Genomic DNA, 20,588 nt, shown 5'->3' with positions numbered 1-20,588 from the left:
TCGTATTTGTTTCAATTACCACAAAAAAATCGAACACATCAAATTTCCTTGTGAATCACCCGGATATACTCACTACCCATTAAGTAGCAGGCCGCCCGCCTGCCGCGACGCGCGTTATCTGTCAGGACGCATACCGTTCGGGGAGCCGATAGCGCAACCAGAACACTATCTCGGAGGAATGTCGTGCATACCTTTCAAGCCGATCTCGCCATCATAGGCGCCGGAGGCGCAGGCCTACGCACAGCCATTGCGGCAGCGCAGGCCAACCCGCAGGCAAAAATCGCTTTAATCTCAAAAGTCTATCCGATGCGCAGCCATACGGTCGCCGCAGAAGGAGGCTCCGCCGCCGTCACTCAGGATCACGATAGTTTCGATTATCATTTTAACGATACCGTGGCAGGCGGCGACTGGCTGTGCGAACAGGATGTCGTCGACTATTTCGTTCACCACTGCCCGCAAGAGATGACCCGGCTTGAACAATGGGGCTGCCCCTGGAGCCGCCGCCCGGACGGTTCCGTTAACGTGCGCCGCTTCGGCGGCATGAAAATCGAGCGCACGTGGTTCGCCGCCGATAAGACCGGCTTTCATATGCTGCATACCCTGTTCCAGACTTCCCTGCAGTTTCCGCAAATTCAGCGCTTTGACGAGCACTTCGTGCTCGATTTGCTGGTGGACGACGGTCGCGCATGCGGCCTGGTCGCCATGAATATGATGGAAGGGCAATTAGTGCAAATTCGCGCTAATGCGGTGGTGCTGGCCACGGGCGGTGCGGGGCGCGTATACCGCTATAACACCAACGGCGGCATCGTGACCGGTGACGGCATGGGGATGGCGCTGAGCCACGGCGTTCCTCTGCGTGATATGGAGTTTGTTCAGTATCATCCGACCGGCCTGCCCGGCTCCGGCATTCTGATGACAGAAGGCTGCCGCGGCGAAGGCGGCATTCTGGTGAATAAAAATGGCTATCGCTATTTGCAGGATTACGGCATGGGCCCGGAAACTCCACTGGGCGAGCCGAAAAACAAATATATGGAGCTGGGCCCGCGCGACAAAGTTTCCCAGGCTTTCTGGCATGAATGGCGCAAGGGGAATACGGTAGCGACCCCGCGCGGCGACGTGGTGTATCTGGATTTACGCCATCTCGGCGAGAAAAAGCTGCTGGAACGCCTGCCATTCATTTGCGAACTGGCGAAGGCTTATGTCGGCGTCGATCCGGTTAAAGAACCGATTCCAGTACGCCCTACCGCACATTACACCATGGGTGGCATCGAAACTGCGCCTGACTGCGAAACCCGCATACGGGGGCTGTTTGCCGTCGGCGAATGTTCCTCTGTCGGCCTGCACGGCGCTAACCGCCTTGGTTCTAATTCGCTGGCCGAACTGGTGGTATTCGGGCGTTTGGCCGGAGAGCAGGCCATTGAACGCGCGGCAACGGCAGGTGCTGTTAGCGACGGCGCGCTGAATGCCCAGGCGGACGATATCGAACATCGTCTGAAAGCGCTGGCTAATCAAGAAGGCAACGAAAGCTGGGCGAAGATCCGCGATGAAATGGGCATGTCGATGGAAGAAGGCTGCGGCATTTATCGCACGCCAGAACTGATGCAGAAAACTATCGATAAACTGGCCGAACTGCAGGAGCGTTTTAAGCGGGTGCGGGTTTCTGATACTTCCAGCGTATTTAATACCGGCCTGCTTTATACGCTGGAACTTGGCCATGGCCTGAACGTTGCTGAGTGCATGGCGCATTCGGCGATGGCGCGTAAAGAGTCGCGCGGCGCGCATCAGCGCCTGGATGAAGGCTGTACCGAACGAGACGACGTTAACTATTTAAAACATACGCTGGCATTCCGCGATGCGGGCGGCACCACGCGTCTGGAATATACCGACGTCAATATTACTAAATTGCCGCCGGCTAAGCGCGTTTACGGCGCCGAGGCGGATGCCGCCGAGAACAAGGAGACGGCTCATGGCTGAGATGCTTACCCTCAACGTCGAGATCGTACGCTACAACCCGGAAACGGACAGCGCGCCGCGCAGCGTATTTTATCCGGTTCCTTACGATGAGCAAACCTCGCTGTTGGATGCTCTCGGTTATATCAAAGATGAATTGGCCCCGGATTTAAGCTATCGCTGGTCTTGCCGGATGGCGATTTGCGGCTCCTGTGGCATGATGGTGAACGGCGTCCCCAAACTGGCGTGTAAAACCTTCCTGCGCGAGTATACCAACGGGATGAAAGTCGAAGCGCTGGCAAACTTCCCCATTGAGCGCGACCTGGTTGTCGATATGACGCACTTTATTGAGAGCCTGGAAGCTATCAAACCGTATATTATCGGTAACCCACGCACGCCCGAACAGGGCCCCAATGTGCAAACGCCCGCGCAAATGGCGAAGTATCATCAATTTTCCGGCTGTATCAACTGCGGCCTGTGCTATGCCGCCTGCCCGCAGTTTGGGCTAAACCCCGAGTTTATTGGCCCGGCAGCGATTACGCTGGCGCATCGCTATAACCTCGATAACCGGGATCGCGGTAAACGGGAGCGCATGCCGCAGCTTAACGCGCAGAATGGCGTCTGGATCTGTACTTTTGTCGGCTTTTGCTCACAGGTTTGCCCTAAACACGTCGACCCGGCGGCGGCAATCCAGCAGGGCAAAGTTGAAAGTGCGAAGGACTTTCTTATCGCCACGCTAAAACCACGCTAAGGAGTGCAGCATGACGACAAAACGTAAACCGTATGTCCGCCCAATGCCGTCAAACTGGTGGCAAAAACTCGGCTTTTATCGCTTTTATATGCTGCGTGAAGGCACCGCCGTCCCCGGCGTCTGGTTCAGCCTGTTGCTACTATGCGGGCTATTTTCACTGAAGCATGGCCCAGAGTCTTGGGCAAACTTTGTCGGTTTTTTACAAAATCCCATCGTGATTATTTTAAATATTATTGCGCTGGCGGCAGCGATATTGCATACCAAGACCTGGTTCGAACTTGCGCCAAAAGCGGCAAATATTATTGTAAAAGACGAAAAAATGGGGCCGGAGCCTGTGATTAAAGGCCTGTGGATCGTCACCGCTTTGGTCACGATTGCTATCTTTTGCATCGCCCTCTTTTGATAAGGAGTGAGTCTATGATAAATCCAAATCCCGTGCGTTCTGATGAGCCTATTTTCTGGGGGCTTTTTGGCGCAGGCGGTATGTGGAGCGCCATTGTCGCACCTGTGGTTGTCTTGCTGGTGGGGCTAATGCTGCCGCTGGGGCTATATCCCGGCGACGCGCTAAGCTATGAGCGCATCCTGACGTTCTGCCAGAGCTTCATCGGGCGGCTATTTTTGTTCGTAATGATTGTTCTGCCTCTGTGGTGCAATCTGCACAGGCTGCATCACGGGATGCACGATCTTAAAATTCACGTGCCTTCTGGCAAATGGTTTTTTTACGGCCTGGCCGCCATTCTCACTATTATCACGCTTATCGGCGTAATTACCCTCTAGCCGTTTTTCGCGGGCCCGTGCGGGCCCGCACGCCTCCGTTCTCTGCCGTTACGCTACACTCTTTATCACCTTCTCTTTTTATCAGGAGCGTTCATGCGCCTGTGGCCTCTAACATTGATTACCGCAACCGCGTGCCTGCTGGTTGCCTGCAATACTCCTCGCCCGCCCGAGGGCGTGAAAGTCGTGAATAATTTCAATGCGGCCCGCTATACCGGGGTATGGTATGAAATTGCGCGGCTGGATAATCGGTTTGAGCGCGGCCTGATAAATGTCACCGCTGAATATGGTATGCGTAAGGATGGCGCGATAAGCGTTACCAACCGGGGCCAGGATAAAGCATCGGGACGCTGGAAAGCCAGTAATGGCGTGGCGCGATTTACCGGCAGCCCGCAGCAGGCCGCACTGAAAGTCTCTTTCTTTGGCCCATTTTACGGCGGGTATAACATTATTGCGCTGGATGAGGAGTATCGACACGCGCTGGTTTGCGGGCCTAATCGCGATTATCTGTGGCTGCTGTCGCGCCAGCCGACGCTGCCGGAGTCGGTTAAGCAGGCGTGGTTAAAACAAGCCGCCGCCGCAGGGTTTCCGGTGCAGCGGCTCATTTGGGTCGACCAGGCGGATAATCTGCGCCGACTTAATGGGCGCTAAACTTCAGGCCAATAATACCAGCCGCAATTAGGCACAGGCAGAAGATACGCATCGGGTTAGCCGATTCGCCAAGCAATACAATGCCGGTAATCGCCGCGCCAACCGCGCCGATACCGGTCCATACCGCATACGCAGTCCCTACTGGCAGCGTTTTCATCGCCCATGCCAGCAGCCCCATGCTGGCGACCATCGCCGATACGGTAATAAGACTCGGCGTAAGGCGGCTAAAACCATGGGTATATTTCAGACCAACGGCCCAGACAACTTCAAGAAGGCCCGCAATAACTAATACAATCCAGGACACAGGAGTTTCCCTATACGACTGGGGTCGTCCCCGAAATTAGACGCGCTTGCAGGTCGTCCTACAAGGCTTAAAGATAAGCGCTAAGTCTGCAGCAATGATAATGATTTGCAACCTTTTTATTCACACTACCTTAAAACGGGAGAGTAGCGGCACGGCCGGGCGCCGCTACTCACTTAAACAGTTATTGCTGATCGTGATTGGCAGCGCCAGAAATAGCCGAGCCGCCGGCCTGGATGTCTTCACCCACGCCGCGCGTGGTATTGCATGCGCTCAATAAAGAAGATAAAAGCAAAACGGAAAACAGGGCTGCTACGGTTTTCTTAATCATAGTGATTTCCTTTTTATCTCCGTCATTTTCTGTCGACAGTCGCTTTTTCAGCCCACACTGGGCCACATATCGATCGCCGCGTGAATGAGCGAAGGTTGAGTTATCAATAATGGTGGGGTTAACCCACTAAAAGCATAGCCAGGTTTATCAAATGTGGGAGGAAAGTACGCCAACTGCGTCCTTCCAGGGCTAAACGTCCGCTCCCAGTCTGTACCGTTAAACGCCGTTTGCCTTTACAGGGTGCGCAGGCGCGCGAAATATTCTTATCGTGAATAAGGTTTCCGGGCACCGCCCGATATCACCGCAGGAGCAAAACAGCCTGGCTTTGTAGATCATAAAAAGTAGAATTGAGTTAAGGGGTAAAGAAGCCGGGCGGGAGTATATATGAGTCTACGGCGTGGACGCGCCACGCCGCAAATGCGTGGAGGGCTTATTTCACGCGGGAGACGTATTCGCCAGAGCGGGTATCAACTTTAATGACTTCACCAATCTGTACAAACAGCGGTACTTTAACCACGGCACCAGAACTGAGAGTAGCGGGTTTACCGCCGGTACCTGCGGTATCACCTTTCAGACCCGGATCGGTATCAACCACTTCCAGCTCTACAAAGTTCGGCGGAGTTACTGAAATTGGATTGCCGTTCCACAGCGTCACAACGCATTCAGCCTGGTCGAGCAGCCATTTCGCGTTTTCACCCACGGCTTTCTCATCGGCGGCAAGCTGTTCGAAGGTTTCATTATTCATGAAATGCCAGAATTCACCGTCGTTATACAGATACGTCAGGTTAACATCCATGACGTCCGCACCCTCTGCGGTATCGGTGGATTTAAAGGTTTTTTCAAGACGAGAGCCGGTCAGCAGACGGCGCAGTTTTACGCGCGCAAACGCCTGGCCTTTACCTGGTTTAACGAATTCGCTGGACTCCACCGCGTAAGGTTCGCCGTCCAACATGATTTTAAGACCGGAACGAAAATCGTTGCTAGAATACGTTGCCATAAGGCCCTCTAAAAATAGTTAACTGGTAGCTTAGCCAAAAAAATGGCACACATTGTAACCCTAAACGCCCCCTCCAGAGAAGATTGGTTATCGCAACTTGCCGATGTCATCACCGATCCCGCTGAACTGCTGCATCTACTCAATATAGACCCGGATACGCGGCTATTAGCCGGATATGACGCCCGGCGCCTATTTCCGCTGCGCGTTCCGCGCGCCTTTGCTGCGCGCATGGAGCCGGGTAATCCTGACGATCCACTGCTGCGTCAGGTACTTACTTCACAGCAGGAGTTTATTCAAACGCCGGGTTTCAGCGTCGATCCGCTGGAAGAGCAGCAGAGCGTTGTCCCCGGATTACTGCATAAATACCGCAATCGCGCGCTGCTGCTGGTAAAAGGAGGCTGTGCGGTTAATTGTCGCTATTGCTTCCGTCGCCATTTTCCCTATGCGGACAATCAGGGCAACAGGCGCAACTGGCAGGCAGCGCTGGAGTATATCACCGCCCATCCCGAGCTGGACGAAATAATCTTTTCCGGCGGAGATCCGCTGATGGCAAAAGATAGTGAGCTGTCGTGGCTTATCGAAAAACTGGAGACTATCCCCCATCTAAAACGACTGCGGATCCACAGCAGGCTGCCGGTGGTTATTCCAGCCCGGATCACCTCAGCGCTGGTACAGCGGCTTAGCGCATCCCGGCTGCAAGTCTTGCTGGTCACCCATTGTAATCATGCCAACGAAATCGATAATGCGTTTCGTGAGGCGATGGCGCACCTTAAACAGGCTGGCGTAACGTTACTTAACCAGAGTGTATTACTGCGCGGCGTGAACGATAGCGCACAAACGCTGGCTGCGTTAAGTAACGCGCTGTTTGAGGCAGGTGTACTGCCCTATTATTTACACGTGCTGGATAAAGTGCAGGGTGCGGGCCATTTTCTGGTTAGTGACGATGAGGCCCGCCGCCTGGTTAGCGAATTACTCCCGCTGGTTTCCGGTTATCTGGTGCCTACACTGGCGCGAGAAACCGGCGGAAAACCCAGTAAAACGCCGCTCGATTTATATCTCATCTAAAAGAGCCAGCCGTCGGGCTGGCCTTTAAATACCTTACCCTTCAGAAAGTTAAACTTCTCTGCAACTTAACGCCTCACGTTACATTATTTGCTTTTATGCAATTATTTTTCATAGAAACGATTCAGTTACCTGAAAAAAAATAAACAACCGTGTAAAAATTCGCTTTTGTATGACATATTTTAATAAGCGCTATTTAGCCAGGGAGCTGTATGCAGGAGTACCTGACATTTTTAATGGGTGTTTTCCCACTGTTTGTAATGATTGTCCTGATTTTAAAACTCAAAACCCCTATTCATTATGCCGTTATTATCACGCTGATTCTGACGCTGCTGGTGGCCGTCTTTATGCAGCATACTCCACTGTTAACACTGGGATCTGCACTTGGATATGGTGTCGGCAAAGGTCTGTGGCCGATTGTTATCGTCATCCTTGGGGCGATTTACAGCTACAACCTGATGCTGAAGACCGGCAGCATGAACGTGCTGCGCGATATTTTGGCCAGTATTAGCGACGATAAACGCATTCAGGTACTGCTAATTTCCTGGTGCTTCGGTGGTTTTCTGGAAGCAGCCGCTGGCTACGGTACCGCCGTGGCCATCCCTATCGGTATTCTTATCGCGCTAGGGTTCGATCCGCTAAAAGCGGCGATTGCCTCGCTGGTGGCGAACACGGTGCCAACTGCCTTCGGCGCAGTCGGGATCCCGGTCTCGATTCTGGCAGAGCAGCTTAACCTGCCGGTGACGACGCTGAGCGCCACGATTATTCTTCAGCTCGCGTTATTTAATATCCTACTGCCATTTGTCATTGTCACTATTGTAGGCGGCAGCCTGAAAGCAATACGCGGCGTATTTGGCCTGACGCTGCTTTGCGGTATAGCCACGCTGATTCCGCAATACATTGTGGCCGCCCATCTTGGCGCCGAGCTTCCCGCATTTGCCGGAAGCCTGGTAAGCCTGGTACTGGTCGCGTTACTGGCGAAGCGCCGTAAAGCACCGACGGAGGAACGCTGGCGCATCGCCGTTCAGGCCGATACCTTCACGCATCGTTACAGCGCAGGGCAAATCGCCCGCGCCTGCGCTATTTACGCGCTGATTTTCCTGTTCATCATTCTGTGTTCGCCGCTCTTCCCCGCGGTGAAGAGCTATTTATCGCACTTCTCCAGCGCCTTTGCGTTTCCGCTGGCAGACGGCGGCAATCTGTTATTAAAAATCGACTGGATAGCCACGCCTGGCGTGCTCATTATCATCGCAACGCTGCTGGGTGGTGCGATTCAGGGCGCTTCGCCGGGTAGCATGTTCCTGGTATTTTTCGCCACGCTGAAGCAACTGCAAAAATCTATCGTCGCCATCGTGGTTATTGTCGCGATGGCGACCGTTATGGATATCAGCGGGCTTATCGCTGCGATGGCGCAGACAATGGTTAATCTCACCGGCGGCGGCTATCTGTTCATCGCCCCGGTGATTGGCGCGCTGGGAACGTTTGTTACCGGCAGCGACACCAATTCAAATGTCTTATTCGGTAAGCTGCAGGCAATGGCGGCTGAAAAACTGCACGTTGATCCTAACTGGCTGGCAGCGGCCAATACCACCGGTGCCACCGGCGGGAAAATGATCTCACCGCAAAGTATTGCTATTGCGGTATCTGCCGCGCGGATGGAGGGGCTGAGCGACAAAATCATGTCGGGCACCATGAAATACTGCTGTGCTTATATCGTGATTCTGGGTCTGAAAGTCGGCCTCATTTGGTATCTGATAATCGCCTAAAACTATAAGAATATTGCACTGATTTTACTGGAGAAATATCGTGGATGTTAATTTCTTTGTCACCTGTATTGGTGACGCTCTGAAATCGCGTATGGCGCGCGATACTGTGCTGCTCCTGGAACGGCTCGGCTGCCGGGTGCATTTCCCGGAAAAACAGGGCTGCTGCGGTCAGCCCGCTATCAACGGCGGGTATGTACAGGATGCGATCCCCGGCATGAAAAAGTTGATTACCGTGCTGGAGGAAAATGACTTTCCGATAATATCTCCCGCCGGCTCGTGTACTTACGCAATAAAAAGTTACGCGAATTGGCTAAGCGAAGAGCCAGAGTGGGCGGAACGCGCTAACCGCATCGCAGAGCGGATGTTCGATTTGACGACGTTTATCGTGAGGCATTTGGGCATGACTGACGTTGGCGCGCGTTTACCGGGTAAAGCGGTTTACCATCCCTCCTGTAGTCTGTTTCGCAAACTGGGCGTAACGGAAGAGCCAATTATGCTGCTCAATCACGTTGAGGGGCTGGAACTGCTGCCCTTCCATGCGCAGGAAACCTGCTGCGGCTTTGGAGGTACATTTTCCGTCAAAATGGCGGAAATATCAGGGGAGATGGTAAAAGAAAAGGTCAGCCATATGATGGAGGCCAAACCTGATTACCTGATAGGCGCCGATGTAAGCTGCCTGATCAATATAGGCGGCCGTATGCACCGTGAAGGTATACCGGTCAAAGTTATGCATATCGCCGAAGTTCTGATGAGCCGTTAAGGGGGAAACATGTATCTGAAAACCAGCGAGCTTCAATTTAAAGAGCGCATTCGCGAACAGATTAATAATCCTATTATGCGGCATGCGGTGGCGAATGCTCAGGAACGCATTGGCGCGAACCGTCAGAAAATGGTCGATGAACTGGGTAACTGGGAAGCCTGGCGCGATCGCGCCGAGCAGATCCGCGATTACGTTTTGGATAATTTAGACGCCCTGCTTTATCAGCTTTCCGAAAAGGTTACGGAAAATGGCGGTAAGGTCTATTTCGCCAGCACTAAAGAAGATGCGACCAACTACATTCTGAGCGTGGTTAAAGAAAAGAAAGCGCGCAAGATCGTGAAGGCGAAATCGATGGTCACGGAAGAAATCGGGATGAACGCCGCCCTGCAAAACGCCGGCGTCGAGGTAATTGAAAGCGATCTCGGTGAGTATATTCTGCAGTTAGATGAAGATCCTCCATCGCACGTAGTGGTGCCGGCTATCCACAAAGATCGCCGTCAAATCCGGCGCGTTCTGCATGAAAAACTCGGCTACGACGGGGCGGATACGCCCGAAGAAATGACGCTGTTTATTCGCCGCAAGATCCGTAAAGACTTTCTCAGCGCCGAAGTCGGCGTCACCGGGTGTAATTTCGCCGTCGCGGAAACCGGCTCGGTCTGCCTGGTCACCAATGAAGGCAACGCGCGCATGAGCACGACGCTGCCTAAAACGCATATCGCGGTAATGGGAATGGAACGAATTGCTCCCACCTTCGAAGAAGTGGATGTATTAATCACTATGCTGGCCCGCAGCGCCGTCGGCGCACGGCTCACCGGGTATAACACCTGGCTTACCGGCCCGCGCGAAAGCGGAGATGTGGACGGCCCGGAAGAGTTCCATCTGGTGGTGGTGGATAACGGGCGCTCGAAGGCGCTCGGTTCAGAATTCCGCGATATTCTGCGCTGCATCCGCTGCGGTGCCTGCATGAATACTTGCCCGGCGTATCGCCACATTGGCGGCCACGGATACGGTTCAATTTATCCAGGCCCGGTAGGCGCGGTGCTCTCGCCGCTGCTCGGCGGCTATCAGGATTTTAAAGATTTACCGTATGCCTGTTCGCTATGCACCGCGTGCGATAGCGTATGCCCGGTCAAGATCCCTCTCTCAAAACTGATACTGCGTCACCGCCAGGTCATGGTGGAAGAAGGCATGACGCCCAAAAAAGAACAAACAGCCACCCGTATATTCACCTGGGCCAATAGCCACCCCGGGTTATGGAAAGTGGGCATGGTCGCCGGCGCCAAAGCGGCAAGCTGGTTTATTAAAGGCGGCAAAGCGCCTATTAATATTGGCGCACTCGGCGAGTGGACCGAGGCCCGCGACTTACCAGAAGCCGATGGCGAGAGTTTCCGTTCCTGGTTTAAAAAGCATCAGGACCGGGGGGAGAAATAATGGAAAATAGAGATGCATTTTTAGCCAATATCGCCCGTCAGTTAGGCCGCGAAGCGCGTAAGCAGCCGCTTCCTCCCGACGTGCCGGTCAATGATTATGCGCGCACACGGCTAAGCGAGCTGACTGCGCAGCAGCGCTGTGAAGCGTTTATCAAGGTGGCTTCAGAAGTAATGTTGACTCACTGCGAGCTGGTTGAAGAAGCCGATGCGGGATCTGCAGCACAGCGGCTGTGTGAGCAATACGGCGGATCGCCGGCGATCGTTAGCGGTGACAAGCGTCTTGAAGAACTGGGGATCACTACAAAGCTTCGCGATGTTTTCCAGGCCGATGTTTGGGATCCCAGCGCAGGCGCTGAAAATATTGCGCGCGCCGAGCGGGCAAAAGTCGGTGTTGTTTACGCAGAGTATGGGTTGGTAGAGTCCGGCGGCGTAGTGTTGTTTTCCAGCGCCGAGCGCGGGCGTTCTGTAAGTCTGTTACCCGAATCTTCGCTCTTCGTACTGCGCAAGAGCACGATTATACCGCGCGTCGCCCAGCTAGCCCAGGCGCTGCACCAGAGAGCATCACAGGGGGAAAGGATGCCTTCGTGCATTAATTTGATTAGCGGCCCCAGCTCTACGGCGGATATCGAACTGATAAAAGTCGTCGGCGTTCACGGCCCTATCAGCGCCGCCTGCCTGATTATTAACGACTGCTAAAAACGCAGGAGCCAGCGCTAGTCAACGCTGGCTCCTTACAATACTGGCGTAGAATATTCCAGCTCATGCCGCTATTGAGGACATTTCCAGACCTGCCCAACCATCTTACTGGCGGTCGGCACGAAGCTGGATAACATGTTCTGCGTCGGGCTGCTAACGCCATATAACACATTTCCGCCCATCGCTGCGGCCTGGTTACGTAACGCATTTGCCGCTCCGCGCATGGAGCCTCCCTCTTCACCCTGCGGGCCAGAGAACCAGTTGCTTTGTTCGCCACTGGCGTTTCCTAACAGCGTACATTCGCTACCGGGCTGTTGTTCGACGAAACGAACGCCCTGACCACCGGCGGTAAGATGATTACTGGCGCTACAGCCGGCCAGCAACAGTGCCGCCACAGCCATTCCTGCTGAAAGTTTTACGCGCATGTTATTCCTCATTGTTATGAAGCGGACACGAGCTGCCCAAGTGCTATGACCTTATATCATGTCATATCGATCAATTATACAGGCTGCCTGCCGCGCCGCAGCCGGGATATCTCTGTTTTTCAGGTGGTAACCCCGTACATTATCTTGCAAGGGATCGATAATCCACCATCCCCGCGGCTTTCCCCACGCATTTTAAGCGCCTGGGTTTCTCATTTCTCAACACCAAACGCCCACTGCTATTCTAAGTCAGTAGCAACAGAGGACAGTATCAGGCAGTTACGTTGTTTAAACACTCAACGGGCGAATACAGACGGTATTCCTTTTCAGGATGAATGTAATTGGCGACACCGCCAGCACGGCCCCATAAAAATAAGACCGACGAACATTTTCAGAACAGATACTAATTCTTTGCCTATATTGGGTGGCTATCAGTAAGCGCATATTTCCCGATGCTAATACTGCACCGCTATTCCATTAGGCTATATGAATAATTGTCTTACAGGATGGGGATGAAACGTCTTTTATATAGCTTCGCTACGAAATACCGCAGGTTCAAAAGAGAGGCAAGAAATACTGCTTAAGAAACAACAAAGCGCCGAACGATATCACATCCGGCGCTTCGCTTAATCACTGTCGGTGGGTTACGGAGCGAACGCGACTGGCGCGCTAGCTCCGTAAGCGACGTTACCTGACGCCGCTTAGCCCGGGCTGGCTTACATCATACCGCCCATGCCACCCATGCCGCCCATACCACCAGCGGCGCCTAAGTCAGCTTTATCATCTTTAGGCAGATCGGTAACCATACACTCGGTCGTGATCATCAGACCAGCAACAGAAGAGGCGTACTGCAGCGCAGAACGGGTTACTTTCGTCGGATCCAGAATACCCATATCGATCATGTTGCCGTATTCTTCCGTCGCCGCGTTGTAGCCATAGTTGCCGTCGCCCGCTTTCACGTTATTAGCAATAACGGACGGCTCTTCACCGGCGTTAGCAACGATCTGACGCAGAGGAGCTTCCATCGCACGCAGTGCGACTTTGATACCCACGTTCTGATCTTCGTTCTGGCCGGTCAGAGAAGCGATTTTCGCCGCTACGCGCACCAGCGCAACGCCGCCACCGGCAACCACGCCTTCTTCAACCGCTGCGCGGGTCGCATGCAGGGCATCTTCAACGCGCGCTTTCTTCTCTTTCATTTCAACTTCAGTCGCTGCACCAACTTTGATAACGGCAACCCCGCCTGCCAGTTTCGCTACGCGCTCCTGCAGTTTTTCTTTATCGTAGTCAGATGTCGCTTCTTCAATCTGCTGACGAATCTGCGTTACGCGGCCCTGAATAGCGGACTCTTCGCCAATACCATCGATGATGATGGTGGTATCTTTGTTAATAACCACGCGCTTCGCCTGGCCCAAATCTTCCAGCGTCGCTTTTTCCAGCTCCATACCGATCTCTTCAGAGATAACGGTACCACCGGTCAGAATAGCGATATCCTGCAGCATAGCTTTACGGCGATCGCCAAAGCCCGGCGCTTTAACCGCAGCGACTTTTACAATACCGCGCATGGTGTTGACCACCAGCGTCGCCAGCGCTTCACCTTCAACGTCTTCAGCAACGATTAACAGCGGCTTGCCCGCTTTCGCTACGGCTTCCAGCAGCGGCAGCAGTTCGCGAATGTTAGAGATTTTCTTATCGGCCAGCAGGATAAACGGATTTTCCAGCTCTACGGCGCCCGTTTCCGGCTTGTTGATGAAATACGGAGACAGGTAGCCACGGTCGAACTGCATACCTTCAACTACGTCCAGCTCGTCTTGCAGACCGGTGCCTTCTTCAACGGTAATAACGCCTTCTTTACCGACTTTTTCCATCGCTTCTGCAATCAGTTTACCCACGGTTTCGTCGGAGTTCGCAGAAATAGTACCTACCTGAGCGATGGCTTTAGAATCAGAGCACGGAACAGACAGCGTTTTCAGTTCTTCAACGGCGGCAATAACGGCTTTATCGATACCGCGCTTCAGATCCATCGGGTTCATACCCGCAGCAACGGCTTTCAGGCCTTCGTTAACGATAGACTGCGCCAGTACGGTCGCGGTGGTGGTACCGTCGCCTGCAGCGTCATTCGCTTTAGAGGCCACTTCTTTCACCATCTGCGCGCCCATATTTTCGAACTTATCTTCCAGCTCGATTTCACGCGCTACGGACACGCCATCTTTTGTGATGGTCGGAGCGCCGAAGGATTTATCAAGGACCACGTTACGGCCTTTCGGACCGAGGGTTACTTTTACCGCATCTGCCAGAACATTAACGCCGCGCAGCATTTTCACACGTGCGTCATTACCGAATTTTACGTCTTTAGCTGCCATAATATCTTTCCCTTAAATTCGTACGTTTTTCACGTGAGATTAAGCTTCAACAATCGCCAGAATGTCACTTTCAGACATAATCAACACTTCTTCATTGTCGATCTTTTCAGCTTTTACACCGTAGCCATCGTTGAAAATAACGGTGTCGCCAACTTTTACGTCCAGCGGCTTCATTTCGCCATTTTCAAGGATGCGGCCATTGCCTACCGCCAGCACTTCACCGCGGGTCGATTTACCCGCCGCAGAGCCGGTCAGAACGATTCCGCCAGCAGATTTGGATTCAACTTCTTTACGCTTGACGATCACGCGATCATGCAATGGACGAATTTTCATTGATAGCTCTCCTATGAGAAAGTCCGTATCAGTTTATGGGTTACACCGGCATACCAGGGTTTCCGGCGGGTGACGATGTAATGGGGTCGCCTTTTTCCGCTTCAAGGGGAAAGAGGAAATTTTTTTTGTTTTTTTATCGCTCGTCGCGATCGCGGTCTTCCAGACGCGAGGATGTATCGCCCTTGCGCTGGAATTCACCGTCATAGGTTTGACCATTCTCTCCTCCCGGACCAAAGCCGCCCGGCGCGCGGGAAAAACGCAGGTAAGGCAACAGGCGCAGAGTGATTAATTTCTGCACGGGTGGCAGTAGCAAAAGTAAGCCGAGGAAATCGGTAAAAAAGCCCGGTAGCAGTAATAACCCGCCGGCCAGGATCAACGACACACTTTTAATCATTTCCGCTGCTGGACTTTCTCCCGCCGCTATTTTCTGCTGCATCAGGATAAGGTTGCGAAAGCCCTGATTACGGACCAGCGACATGCCGATGACTGAGGTAAAAATTACCAGCATAAGGGTAAGCAGAACGCCAAATACGTGGGCGACCTGAATAAAAATCGTCATCTCTATATAGACATAGAGGAAAAGAGCAAGTAAAGGGATCCAACGCACTGACAGAGCTCCTGAGGTCATCTCCGCCGCAAAGCGGCTCTCGTGTACTTCGTTCAACATGAATTCATTTCACATACGGGCTAGAGATGGAGGCGCTACCGCCAAAAATCAATGCGAAGCCTTCTCTTTTCTCTAATAATTATCAGGCAGTGATACTGCTCACATATTAGCAATCCTGATACTACATACGAGGTAATAAGTGATCCAGATTACGGCTTTTCGCTGATAACAGCATATGATCGGGGCAAACGCGTCTTGCATGGACATAATCGTCGGCTCGACCAATAAATAACCGCATATCCTTAGCGTGTTCTGATGTAATTAACTGGCAGCTTGCAAAAGAAGGTTCACATGCTTAATCACATTCGTATCGAAGAAGATTTATTGGGTACCCGTGAAGTACCGGCGGATGCCTATTATGGCATTCACACTCTGAGAGCGATTGAAAACTTTTATATCAGCAACAGTAAAATCAGCGATATCCCTGAATTCGTCCGGGGTATGGTGATGGTGAAAAAAGCCGCAGCGCTGGCGAATAAAGAGCTTCAAACGATTCCTCGTAAAGTTGCTGACGCCATTATCGCCGCCTGTGATGAAGTGCTTAATAACGGCAAATGTATGGATCAGTTTCCAGTTGATGTCTATCAGGGCGGCGCGGGTACCTCCGTGAATATGAACACCAATGAAGTCCTGGCAAATATCGGGCTGGAGCTGCTAGGGCATCAAAAAGGGGAATATCAGTACCTAAACCCGAACGACCACGTCAATAAATGCCAGTCCACTAACGACGCTTATCCCACCGGGTTTCGTATCGCAGTGTACGCATCCATCCTGAAACTGGTCGATGCTATCCATCAATTAGGTGAAGGTTTTCAGCGTAAAGCCGCCGAGTTTGAAAATGTTTTAAAAATGGGCCGCACGCAGCTTCAGGACGCCGTACCAATGACGCTGGGCCAGGAATTTCACGCGTTCAGCGTGTTGCTCAATGAAGAAACAAAAAACCTTATGCGCACGGCTGAATTACTGCTCGAAGTAAACCTGGGAGCTACCGCTATCGGCACGCGTTTGAATACGCCAGATGGCTATCAGCAGCTTGCGGTACAAAAGCTGGCAGAAGTCAGCAATCTGCCCGTTGTACCAGCGGAAGACTTGATTGAAGCTACCTCAGACTGCGGGGCGTATGTCATGGTACATAGCTCTCTGAAGCGCCTGGCGGTGAAATTATCAAAAATTTGTAACGATCTGCGCCTGCTCTCCTCCGGACCACGCGCCGGTTTAAATGAAATTAACTTGCCAGAACTGCAGGCGGGTTCTTCCATTATGCCCGCCAAGGTAAACCCTGTGGTGCCGGAAGTGGTTAACCAGGTTTGCTTTAAAGTTATCGGCAACGACACAACCGTGACCATGGCCTCAGAGGCCGGACAGCTTCAGCTTAATGTCATGGAGCCGGTGATAGGCCAGGCGCTGTTTGAGTCCATCCACATTCTGACTAACGCCTGCTATAACCTGCTGGAGAAAACCGTTATCGGTATTACGGCCAACAAAGCCGTTTGCGAGAGCTACGTGTATAACTCTATCGGCATTGTGACCTATCTGAATCCATTTATCGGCCACCATAACGGCGATATCGTGGGTAAAATTTGCGCGGAAACGGGCAAGAGCGTAAGAGAAGTCGTCCTTGAACGAGGGCTGCTGACAGAAACCGAATTAGACGACATCTTCTCCGTTAATAACCTTATGCATCCGGCCTACAAAGCGAAACGCTACACCGATGAAAGCGAACAATAACGCGAGTACGGCGTAACAATGCAAAAAGGCACGTCCACAGTGACGTGCCTTTTTTCTTTTCATTAGATACGAATAAATAACATATTCATTTCAGTTTTGTAATATTTTAAGGATAACCACTATGTTTGGTGCTGAACTCGTCATCGTTTTGCTGGCTATCTATTTAGGAGCCAGACTCGGCGGCATTGGCATTGGTTTCGCCGGCGGGCTAGGTGTTCTGGTATTAACGCTCCTGTTCCAAATCACCCCCGGCTCGATACCGTTTGATGTGATTGAAATTATCATGGCGGTCATCGCAGCCATCGCCGCCATGCAGGTCGCGGGCGGCATGGATTACCTGGTGAGCATTGCCGAGCGCCTGCTCAGGCGCCATCCCAAATACATTACGTTTATCGCACCGCTGGTCACTTGGTTTATGACTATTCTGGCAGGTACCGGCCATACGGCGTTTTCAACGATGCCGGTGATTACCGAGGTAGCGAAAGAACAGGGAATACGCCCGTCACGCCCGCTCTCCATCGCCGTGGTGGCTTCGCAAATCGCCATTACCGCATCGCCGATTTCCGCCGCCGTAGTATTTTTCGCCGGCATCCTCGAACCTTTGGGAGTGAGCTACCTGACGCTACTCGCCGTATGCATCCCTTCGACGCTGGTTGCCGTCATGCTGACCGCCGTTGTGTGTAACTTTCTCGGCTGTGAACTGAAAGACGATCCGGTTTATCAGGAACGCCTTGCTCTGGGCGAGATTAAGCTGCGCGGAGAGCAGGTTTTCGAGATAAAACCGCACGCGCGCCGCTCGGTCCTGCTCTTTCTCATCGGGATTATCGCCGTGATGTTTTATGCCACGGCAATCAGCGATACCGTCGGCCTTATCAGCAACCCGGTGTTGCCGCGCAATGAAGCGATTGTGGTATTTATGCTGACCATCGCCACGCTTATTTGCCTGACCTGCAAAGTGAATACTGGCGAGATACTGAACGCGGGCACATTTAAATCCGGCATGAGCGCCTGTATTTGCGTACTCGGCGTCGCCTGGCTTGGCGATACCTTCGTGAAACATCATATCAGCGATATCCAGCACGTCGCCGGGGAGCTACTGCATAACTACCCATGGCTGCTCGCCATCGTGCTTTTCTTCGCCGCGACGCTTCTGTATTCGCAGGCTGCGACAACCAAAGCGCTGATGCCCGCTGCGCTAATGCTTGGGGTTAGCCCTCTCACCGCCGTCGCTTCGTTCGCAGCGGTTTCGGCGCTATTTGTACTGCCTACTTACCCCACCCTGCTGGCCGCAGTGGAAATGGATGACACCGGCTCTACGCGTATTGGGAAATATGTGTTTAACCACGCTTTTCTTATTCCCGGCGTAATTGCTATCACCCTGTGCGTGATGCTGGGTTTTGTGCTTGGCAGCCTCATTATTTAGCGCCAGACCTCGCGGCCGCCCCCGCACGGTGGCCGCTTTACTCAGCCGCCTTACGCCCGCTTACATCTCATCCTCCCTCCACGCGCGCTACGCATGATATAGTCTGCGCTGATTGCCGATACGGAGGTTCGCTATGACAACGCCCGATGCGGTTGTGGTACTCTGCACCGCTCCCGATGAATCAACCGCCCAAGAGCTGGCCGCGCACGTCCTGAACGAAAAACTCGCTTCCTGTGCAACGCTACTGCCTGGCGCAACATCTCTGTACTACTGGCAAGGAAAGCTTGAACAGGAGTATGAAGTGCAAATGATCGTTAAAAGCGATAAAGCGAACGTCAATGCCTTGCTGGCAGCGCTTAAGGCAAGGCATCCTTATGAGACACCCGAATTGCTGGTGTTGCCCGTTCTTCAAGGAGACAGTGAATACCTCTCATGGCTGTACGCGTCTTTACACTAATTCTACTGCTACTTAGCACCCCGGCTTTCGCTGGCTTATTCGATAAGCCCGGCCAGCCGCAGTTTGCCTCATCTGCACAGGCCTTCGCGTTTGATTTCAGCCAGCGAGGGCATAACGTCACGCTAAACTGGCAGATAAAGCCCGGCTATTATCTCTACCGCCAGCAAATTCGCGTTGTCCCGCAGCAGGCGACATTAGAGAACTTTGAGCTTCCCGCCGGAACCTGGCACGAGGACGAGTTTTTTGGCAAAAGCCAAATCTACCCTCAGCCGATCGCGCTGGATTTGAAGCTCATTTCTGCACAGAAAGACGGGGTACTACAGGTGACCTGGCAGGGCTGCGCCGAAGCGGGCTTTTGCTATCCACCAGAAACGCACAGCGTACCGTTAAGCGCCGTCGCGCCCGTGCAGCAGCAACCGGCTGCCGCGTCCACACCGGCCCTGACGGCCCCCCTGCCTTCTTCTGAAGCACCATCGGCGCAGCGCCCGTTCACTATGCTATGGGCGCTACTGATCGGCATCGGCGTCGCTTTTACGCCCTGTGTTTTACCGATGTATCCCTTGATTTCAGGTATTGTTCTCGGCGGCCAGCGCCGGCTTTCCAGCGCGCGCGCATGTATACTGGCACTGATTTACGTGCAGGGGATGGCGCTCACCTATACGGCATTGGGGTTGATTATCGCCGCGGCCGGTATGCAGTTTCAGGGTGCATTGCAGCAGCCCTGGGTGCTGATTGGGCTATCCGCACTCTTTATTTTACTGGCGCTATCCATGTTCGGCGTTTTTACGCTTCAGCTTCCTTCTTCGCTCCAGACCCGGCTGGCTTTAATGAGCAATCGCCAGCGGGGCGGATCGGCCGGAGGCGTATTTGTTATGGGTGCCATCGCCGGGCTAATCTGCTCACCGTGCACTACCGCACCGTTGAGCGCCATCCTGCTATACATTGCGCAAAGCGGTAATGTATGGCTTGGCGGTAGTACGCTTTACCTGTACGCGCTGGGCATGGGGCTCCCCCTCATCCTCATTACGGTTTTTGGTAATCGACTCTTGCCCAAAAGCGGCCCGTGGATGGAAAACGTCAAAATTGCGTTTGGTTTTATCATTCTGGCGCTGCCCGCTTTCCTTCTTGAGCGTGTTATTGGCGACGTCTGGGGAATGCGCCTGTGGAGCCTGCTGGGCCTCGCCTTCTTTATTTGGGCATTTATTACCTGCCTGCGCAGCGAGCGCCGCATCGCCAAAGTGCTACAAATTATTCTGTTAGGCGCCGCGATAATTTCCGCCCGGCCGCTACAGGACTGGGTCTTTAGCCGTTCAACGGCGCAGCCCGCCCAAAAATCACTGCATTTTTCACGCATTTCTAATATCGCGTCTTTTCAGCAGACGCTGGCCAAGGCACAGGGAAAACCGGTGATGCTGGATCTCTACGCCGACTGGTGCGTCGCCTGTAAAGAATTTGAAAAATATACGTTCAGCGACCCAAGGGTGCAGACCGAGCTGAAACACGCCGTATTGCTACAGGCGAACGTTACGGCAAACAGTGCGGATGACGTGGCATTGCTAAAGCACCTGAAGGTGCTGGGGCTGCCTACTATTCTCTTTTTTGACACCGAGGGCAGGGAAATTCCGCAATCGCGCGTGACAGGTTTTATGAAAGCAGAAGCTTTCCGCACGCATTTGCACAATCACTTACGGTAAACAACACTTGATACGGTCGAGTCGCCGGGAAT

At 53.0% G+C, this 20,588-nt stretch carries 21 protein-coding genes; 14 read left to right on the top strand and 7 right to left on the bottom strand.

Annotation, left to right across the window (positions count from 1 at the left end; genetic code table 11):
* Nucleotides 1-183: 183 nt before the first annotated feature.
* The 5 genes from frdA to blc all read left to right on the top strand — a co-directional run bounded on the left by frdA (nt 184) and on the right by blc (nt 4,126).
* Nucleotides 184-1,974, top strand: a complete 1,791-nt coding sequence (gene frdA, locus SFA31_RS05665; RefSeq protein ID WP_322837101.1) for a fumarate reductase (quinol) flavoprotein subunit — start codon at nt 184-186, stop codon at nt 1,972-1,974.
* Nucleotides 1,967-2,701: a succinate dehydrogenase/fumarate reductase iron-sulfur subunit gene (locus SFA31_RS05660; protein ID WP_322837100.1), complete on the top strand. Its 735-nt coding sequence runs from the start codon at nt 1,967-1,969 to the stop codon at nt 2,699-2,701. The genes frdA and SFA31_RS05660 overlap by 8 nt, the downstream gene beginning before the upstream one ends.
* A gap of 10 nt (nt 2,702-2,711) precedes the next feature.
* Nucleotides 2,712-3,104 carry a fumarate reductase subunit FrdC gene (gene frdC, locus SFA31_RS05655; RefSeq protein ID WP_322837099.1) on the top strand — a complete coding sequence of 131 codons (393 nt, stop codon included), beginning with the start codon at nt 2,712-2,714 and terminating at the stop codon, nt 3,102-3,104.
* Nucleotides 3,105-3,118: 14 nt separating this feature from the next.
* Entirely contained in the window at nt 3,119-3,478 is a 360-nt protein-coding gene (gene frdD / locus SFA31_RS05650; RefSeq protein ID WP_322837098.1) for a fumarate reductase subunit FrdD, read from the top strand.
* A gap of 93 nt (nt 3,479-3,571) precedes the next feature.
* On the top strand, nt 3,572-4,126 hold the full coding sequence (gene blc / locus SFA31_RS05645) for an outer membrane lipoprotein Blc (protein WP_322837097.1): 555 nt from the start codon (nt 3,572-3,574) through the stop codon (nt 4,124-4,126).
* On the opposite strand, the gene sugE is transcribed toward blc, so the two are convergent.
* The 3 genes from sugE to efp form a co-directional block, all read right to left on the bottom strand.
* Nucleotides 4,113-4,430 (bottom strand): quaternary ammonium compound efflux SMR transporter SugE, encoded by a 318-nt coding sequence (sugE, locus tag SFA31_RS05640; RefSeq protein ID WP_322837096.1) that lies wholly within the window; start codon nt 4,428-4,430, stop codon nt 4,113-4,115. The two genes, blc and sugE, sit on opposite strands and share 14 nt — an antisense overlap.
* A gap of 181 nt (nt 4,431-4,611) precedes the next feature.
* Nucleotides 4,612-4,758, bottom strand: coding sequence for a lipoprotein toxin entericidin B (ecnB, locus tag SFA31_RS05635; protein WP_322837095.1), 147 nt, complete (start codon nt 4,756-4,758; stop codon nt 4,612-4,614).
* A 430-nt stretch (nt 4,759-5,188) separates the two neighbouring features.
* Complete coding sequence (gene efp, locus SFA31_RS05630) at nt 5,189-5,755, bottom strand: elongation factor P (RefSeq protein ID WP_322837094.1); 567 nt, start codon at nt 5,753-5,755, stop codon at nt 5,189-5,191.
* A 42-nt stretch (nt 5,756-5,797) separates the two neighbouring features.
* Between efp and epmB the strand changes: the two genes are divergently transcribed.
* The 5 genes from epmB to SFA31_RS05605 all read left to right on the top strand — a co-directional run bounded on the left by epmB (nt 5,798) and on the right by SFA31_RS05605 (nt 11,469).
* Nucleotides 5,798-6,820 (top strand): EF-P beta-lysylation protein EpmB, encoded by a 1,023-nt coding sequence (epmB, locus tag SFA31_RS05625; protein ID WP_322837093.1) that lies wholly within the window; start codon nt 5,798-5,800, stop codon nt 6,818-6,820.
* Between the two features lie 209 nt (nt 6,821-7,029).
* Complete coding sequence (locus tag SFA31_RS05620; RefSeq protein WP_322837092.1) at nt 7,030-8,583, top strand: L-lactate permease; 1,554 nt, start codon at nt 7,030-7,032, stop codon at nt 8,581-8,583.
* 40 nt (nt 8,584-8,623) lie between these two features.
* Nucleotides 8,624-9,343 carry a (Fe-S)-binding protein gene (locus tag SFA31_RS05615; RefSeq protein ID WP_322837091.1) on the top strand — a complete coding sequence of 240 codons (720 nt, stop codon included), beginning with the start codon at nt 8,624-8,626 and terminating at the stop codon, nt 9,341-9,343.
* A gap of 9 nt (nt 9,344-9,352) precedes the next feature.
* Complete coding sequence (locus tag SFA31_RS05610; protein ID WP_322837090.1) at nt 9,353-10,774, top strand: LutB/LldF family L-lactate oxidation iron-sulfur protein; 1,422 nt, start codon at nt 9,353-9,355, stop codon at nt 10,772-10,774.
* Complete coding sequence (locus tag SFA31_RS05605) at nt 10,774-11,469, top strand: lactate utilization protein C (RefSeq protein ID WP_322837089.1); 696 nt, start codon at nt 10,774-10,776, stop codon at nt 11,467-11,469. Before SFA31_RS05610 ends, SFA31_RS05605 begins: the two co-directional genes overlap by 1 nt.
* A gap of 71 nt (nt 11,470-11,540) precedes the next feature.
* Here SFA31_RS05605 and SFA31_RS05600 read toward each other — a convergent pair whose 3' ends face one another.
* The 4 genes from SFA31_RS05600 to SFA31_RS05585 form a co-directional block, all read right to left on the bottom strand.
* Nucleotides 11,541-11,912: a DUF4156 domain-containing protein gene (locus SFA31_RS05600; RefSeq protein WP_322839304.1), complete on the bottom strand. Its 372-nt coding sequence runs from the start codon at nt 11,910-11,912 to the stop codon at nt 11,541-11,543.
* A 695-nt stretch (nt 11,913-12,607) separates the two neighbouring features.
* Nucleotides 12,608-14,254, bottom strand: coding sequence for a chaperonin GroEL (groL, locus tag SFA31_RS05595; RefSeq protein WP_322837088.1), 1,647 nt, complete (start codon nt 14,252-14,254; stop codon nt 12,608-12,610).
* 39 nt (nt 14,255-14,293) lie between these two features.
* Complete coding sequence (locus SFA31_RS05590; protein WP_322837087.1) at nt 14,294-14,587, bottom strand: co-chaperone GroES; 294 nt, start codon at nt 14,585-14,587, stop codon at nt 14,294-14,296.
* Between the two features lie 133 nt (nt 14,588-14,720).
* Nucleotides 14,721-15,194 (bottom strand): FxsA family protein, encoded by a 474-nt coding sequence (locus SFA31_RS05585; protein ID WP_322837086.1) that lies wholly within the window; start codon nt 15,192-15,194, stop codon nt 14,721-14,723.
* Between the two features lie 351 nt (nt 15,195-15,545).
* Here SFA31_RS05585 and aspA point away from each other — a divergent pair, with 351 nt between their 5' ends.
* The 4 genes from aspA (at nt 15,546) to SFA31_RS05565 (ending at nt 20,556) form a co-directional block, all read left to right on the top strand.
* On the top strand, nt 15,546-16,982 hold the full coding sequence (gene aspA / locus SFA31_RS05580) for an aspartate ammonia-lyase (protein WP_322837085.1): 1,437 nt from the start codon (nt 15,546-15,548) through the stop codon (nt 16,980-16,982).
* Nucleotides 16,983-17,103: 121 nt separating this feature from the next.
* On the top strand, nt 17,104-18,405 hold the full coding sequence (locus tag SFA31_RS05575) for an anaerobic C4-dicarboxylate transporter (RefSeq protein WP_322837084.1): 1,302 nt from the start codon (nt 17,104-17,106) through the stop codon (nt 18,403-18,405).
* A gap of 133 nt (nt 18,406-18,538) precedes the next feature.
* A complete protein-coding gene (gene cutA, locus SFA31_RS05570) occupies nt 18,539-18,862 on the top strand; it encodes a divalent cation tolerance protein CutA (protein ID WP_322837083.1) in 324 nt (107 codons plus the stop codon).
* Nucleotides 18,838-20,556 carry a protein-disulfide reductase DsbD gene (locus tag SFA31_RS05565; protein ID WP_322837082.1) on the top strand — a complete coding sequence of 573 codons (1,719 nt, stop codon included), beginning with the start codon at nt 18,838-18,840 and terminating at the stop codon, nt 20,554-20,556. The genes cutA and SFA31_RS05565 overlap by 25 nt, the downstream gene beginning before the upstream one ends.
* The last annotated feature ends 32 nt before the right edge of the window (nt 20,557-20,588 follow it).

This window comes from Erwinia sp. HR93 (assembly GCF_034555055.1).
In the GTDB taxonomy this organism is placed as follows: domain Bacteria; phylum Pseudomonadota; class Gammaproteobacteria; order Enterobacterales; family Enterobacteriaceae; genus Apirhabdus; species Apirhabdus apintestini.
This window is presented reverse-complemented; position numbering and strand designations above follow the sequence as displayed.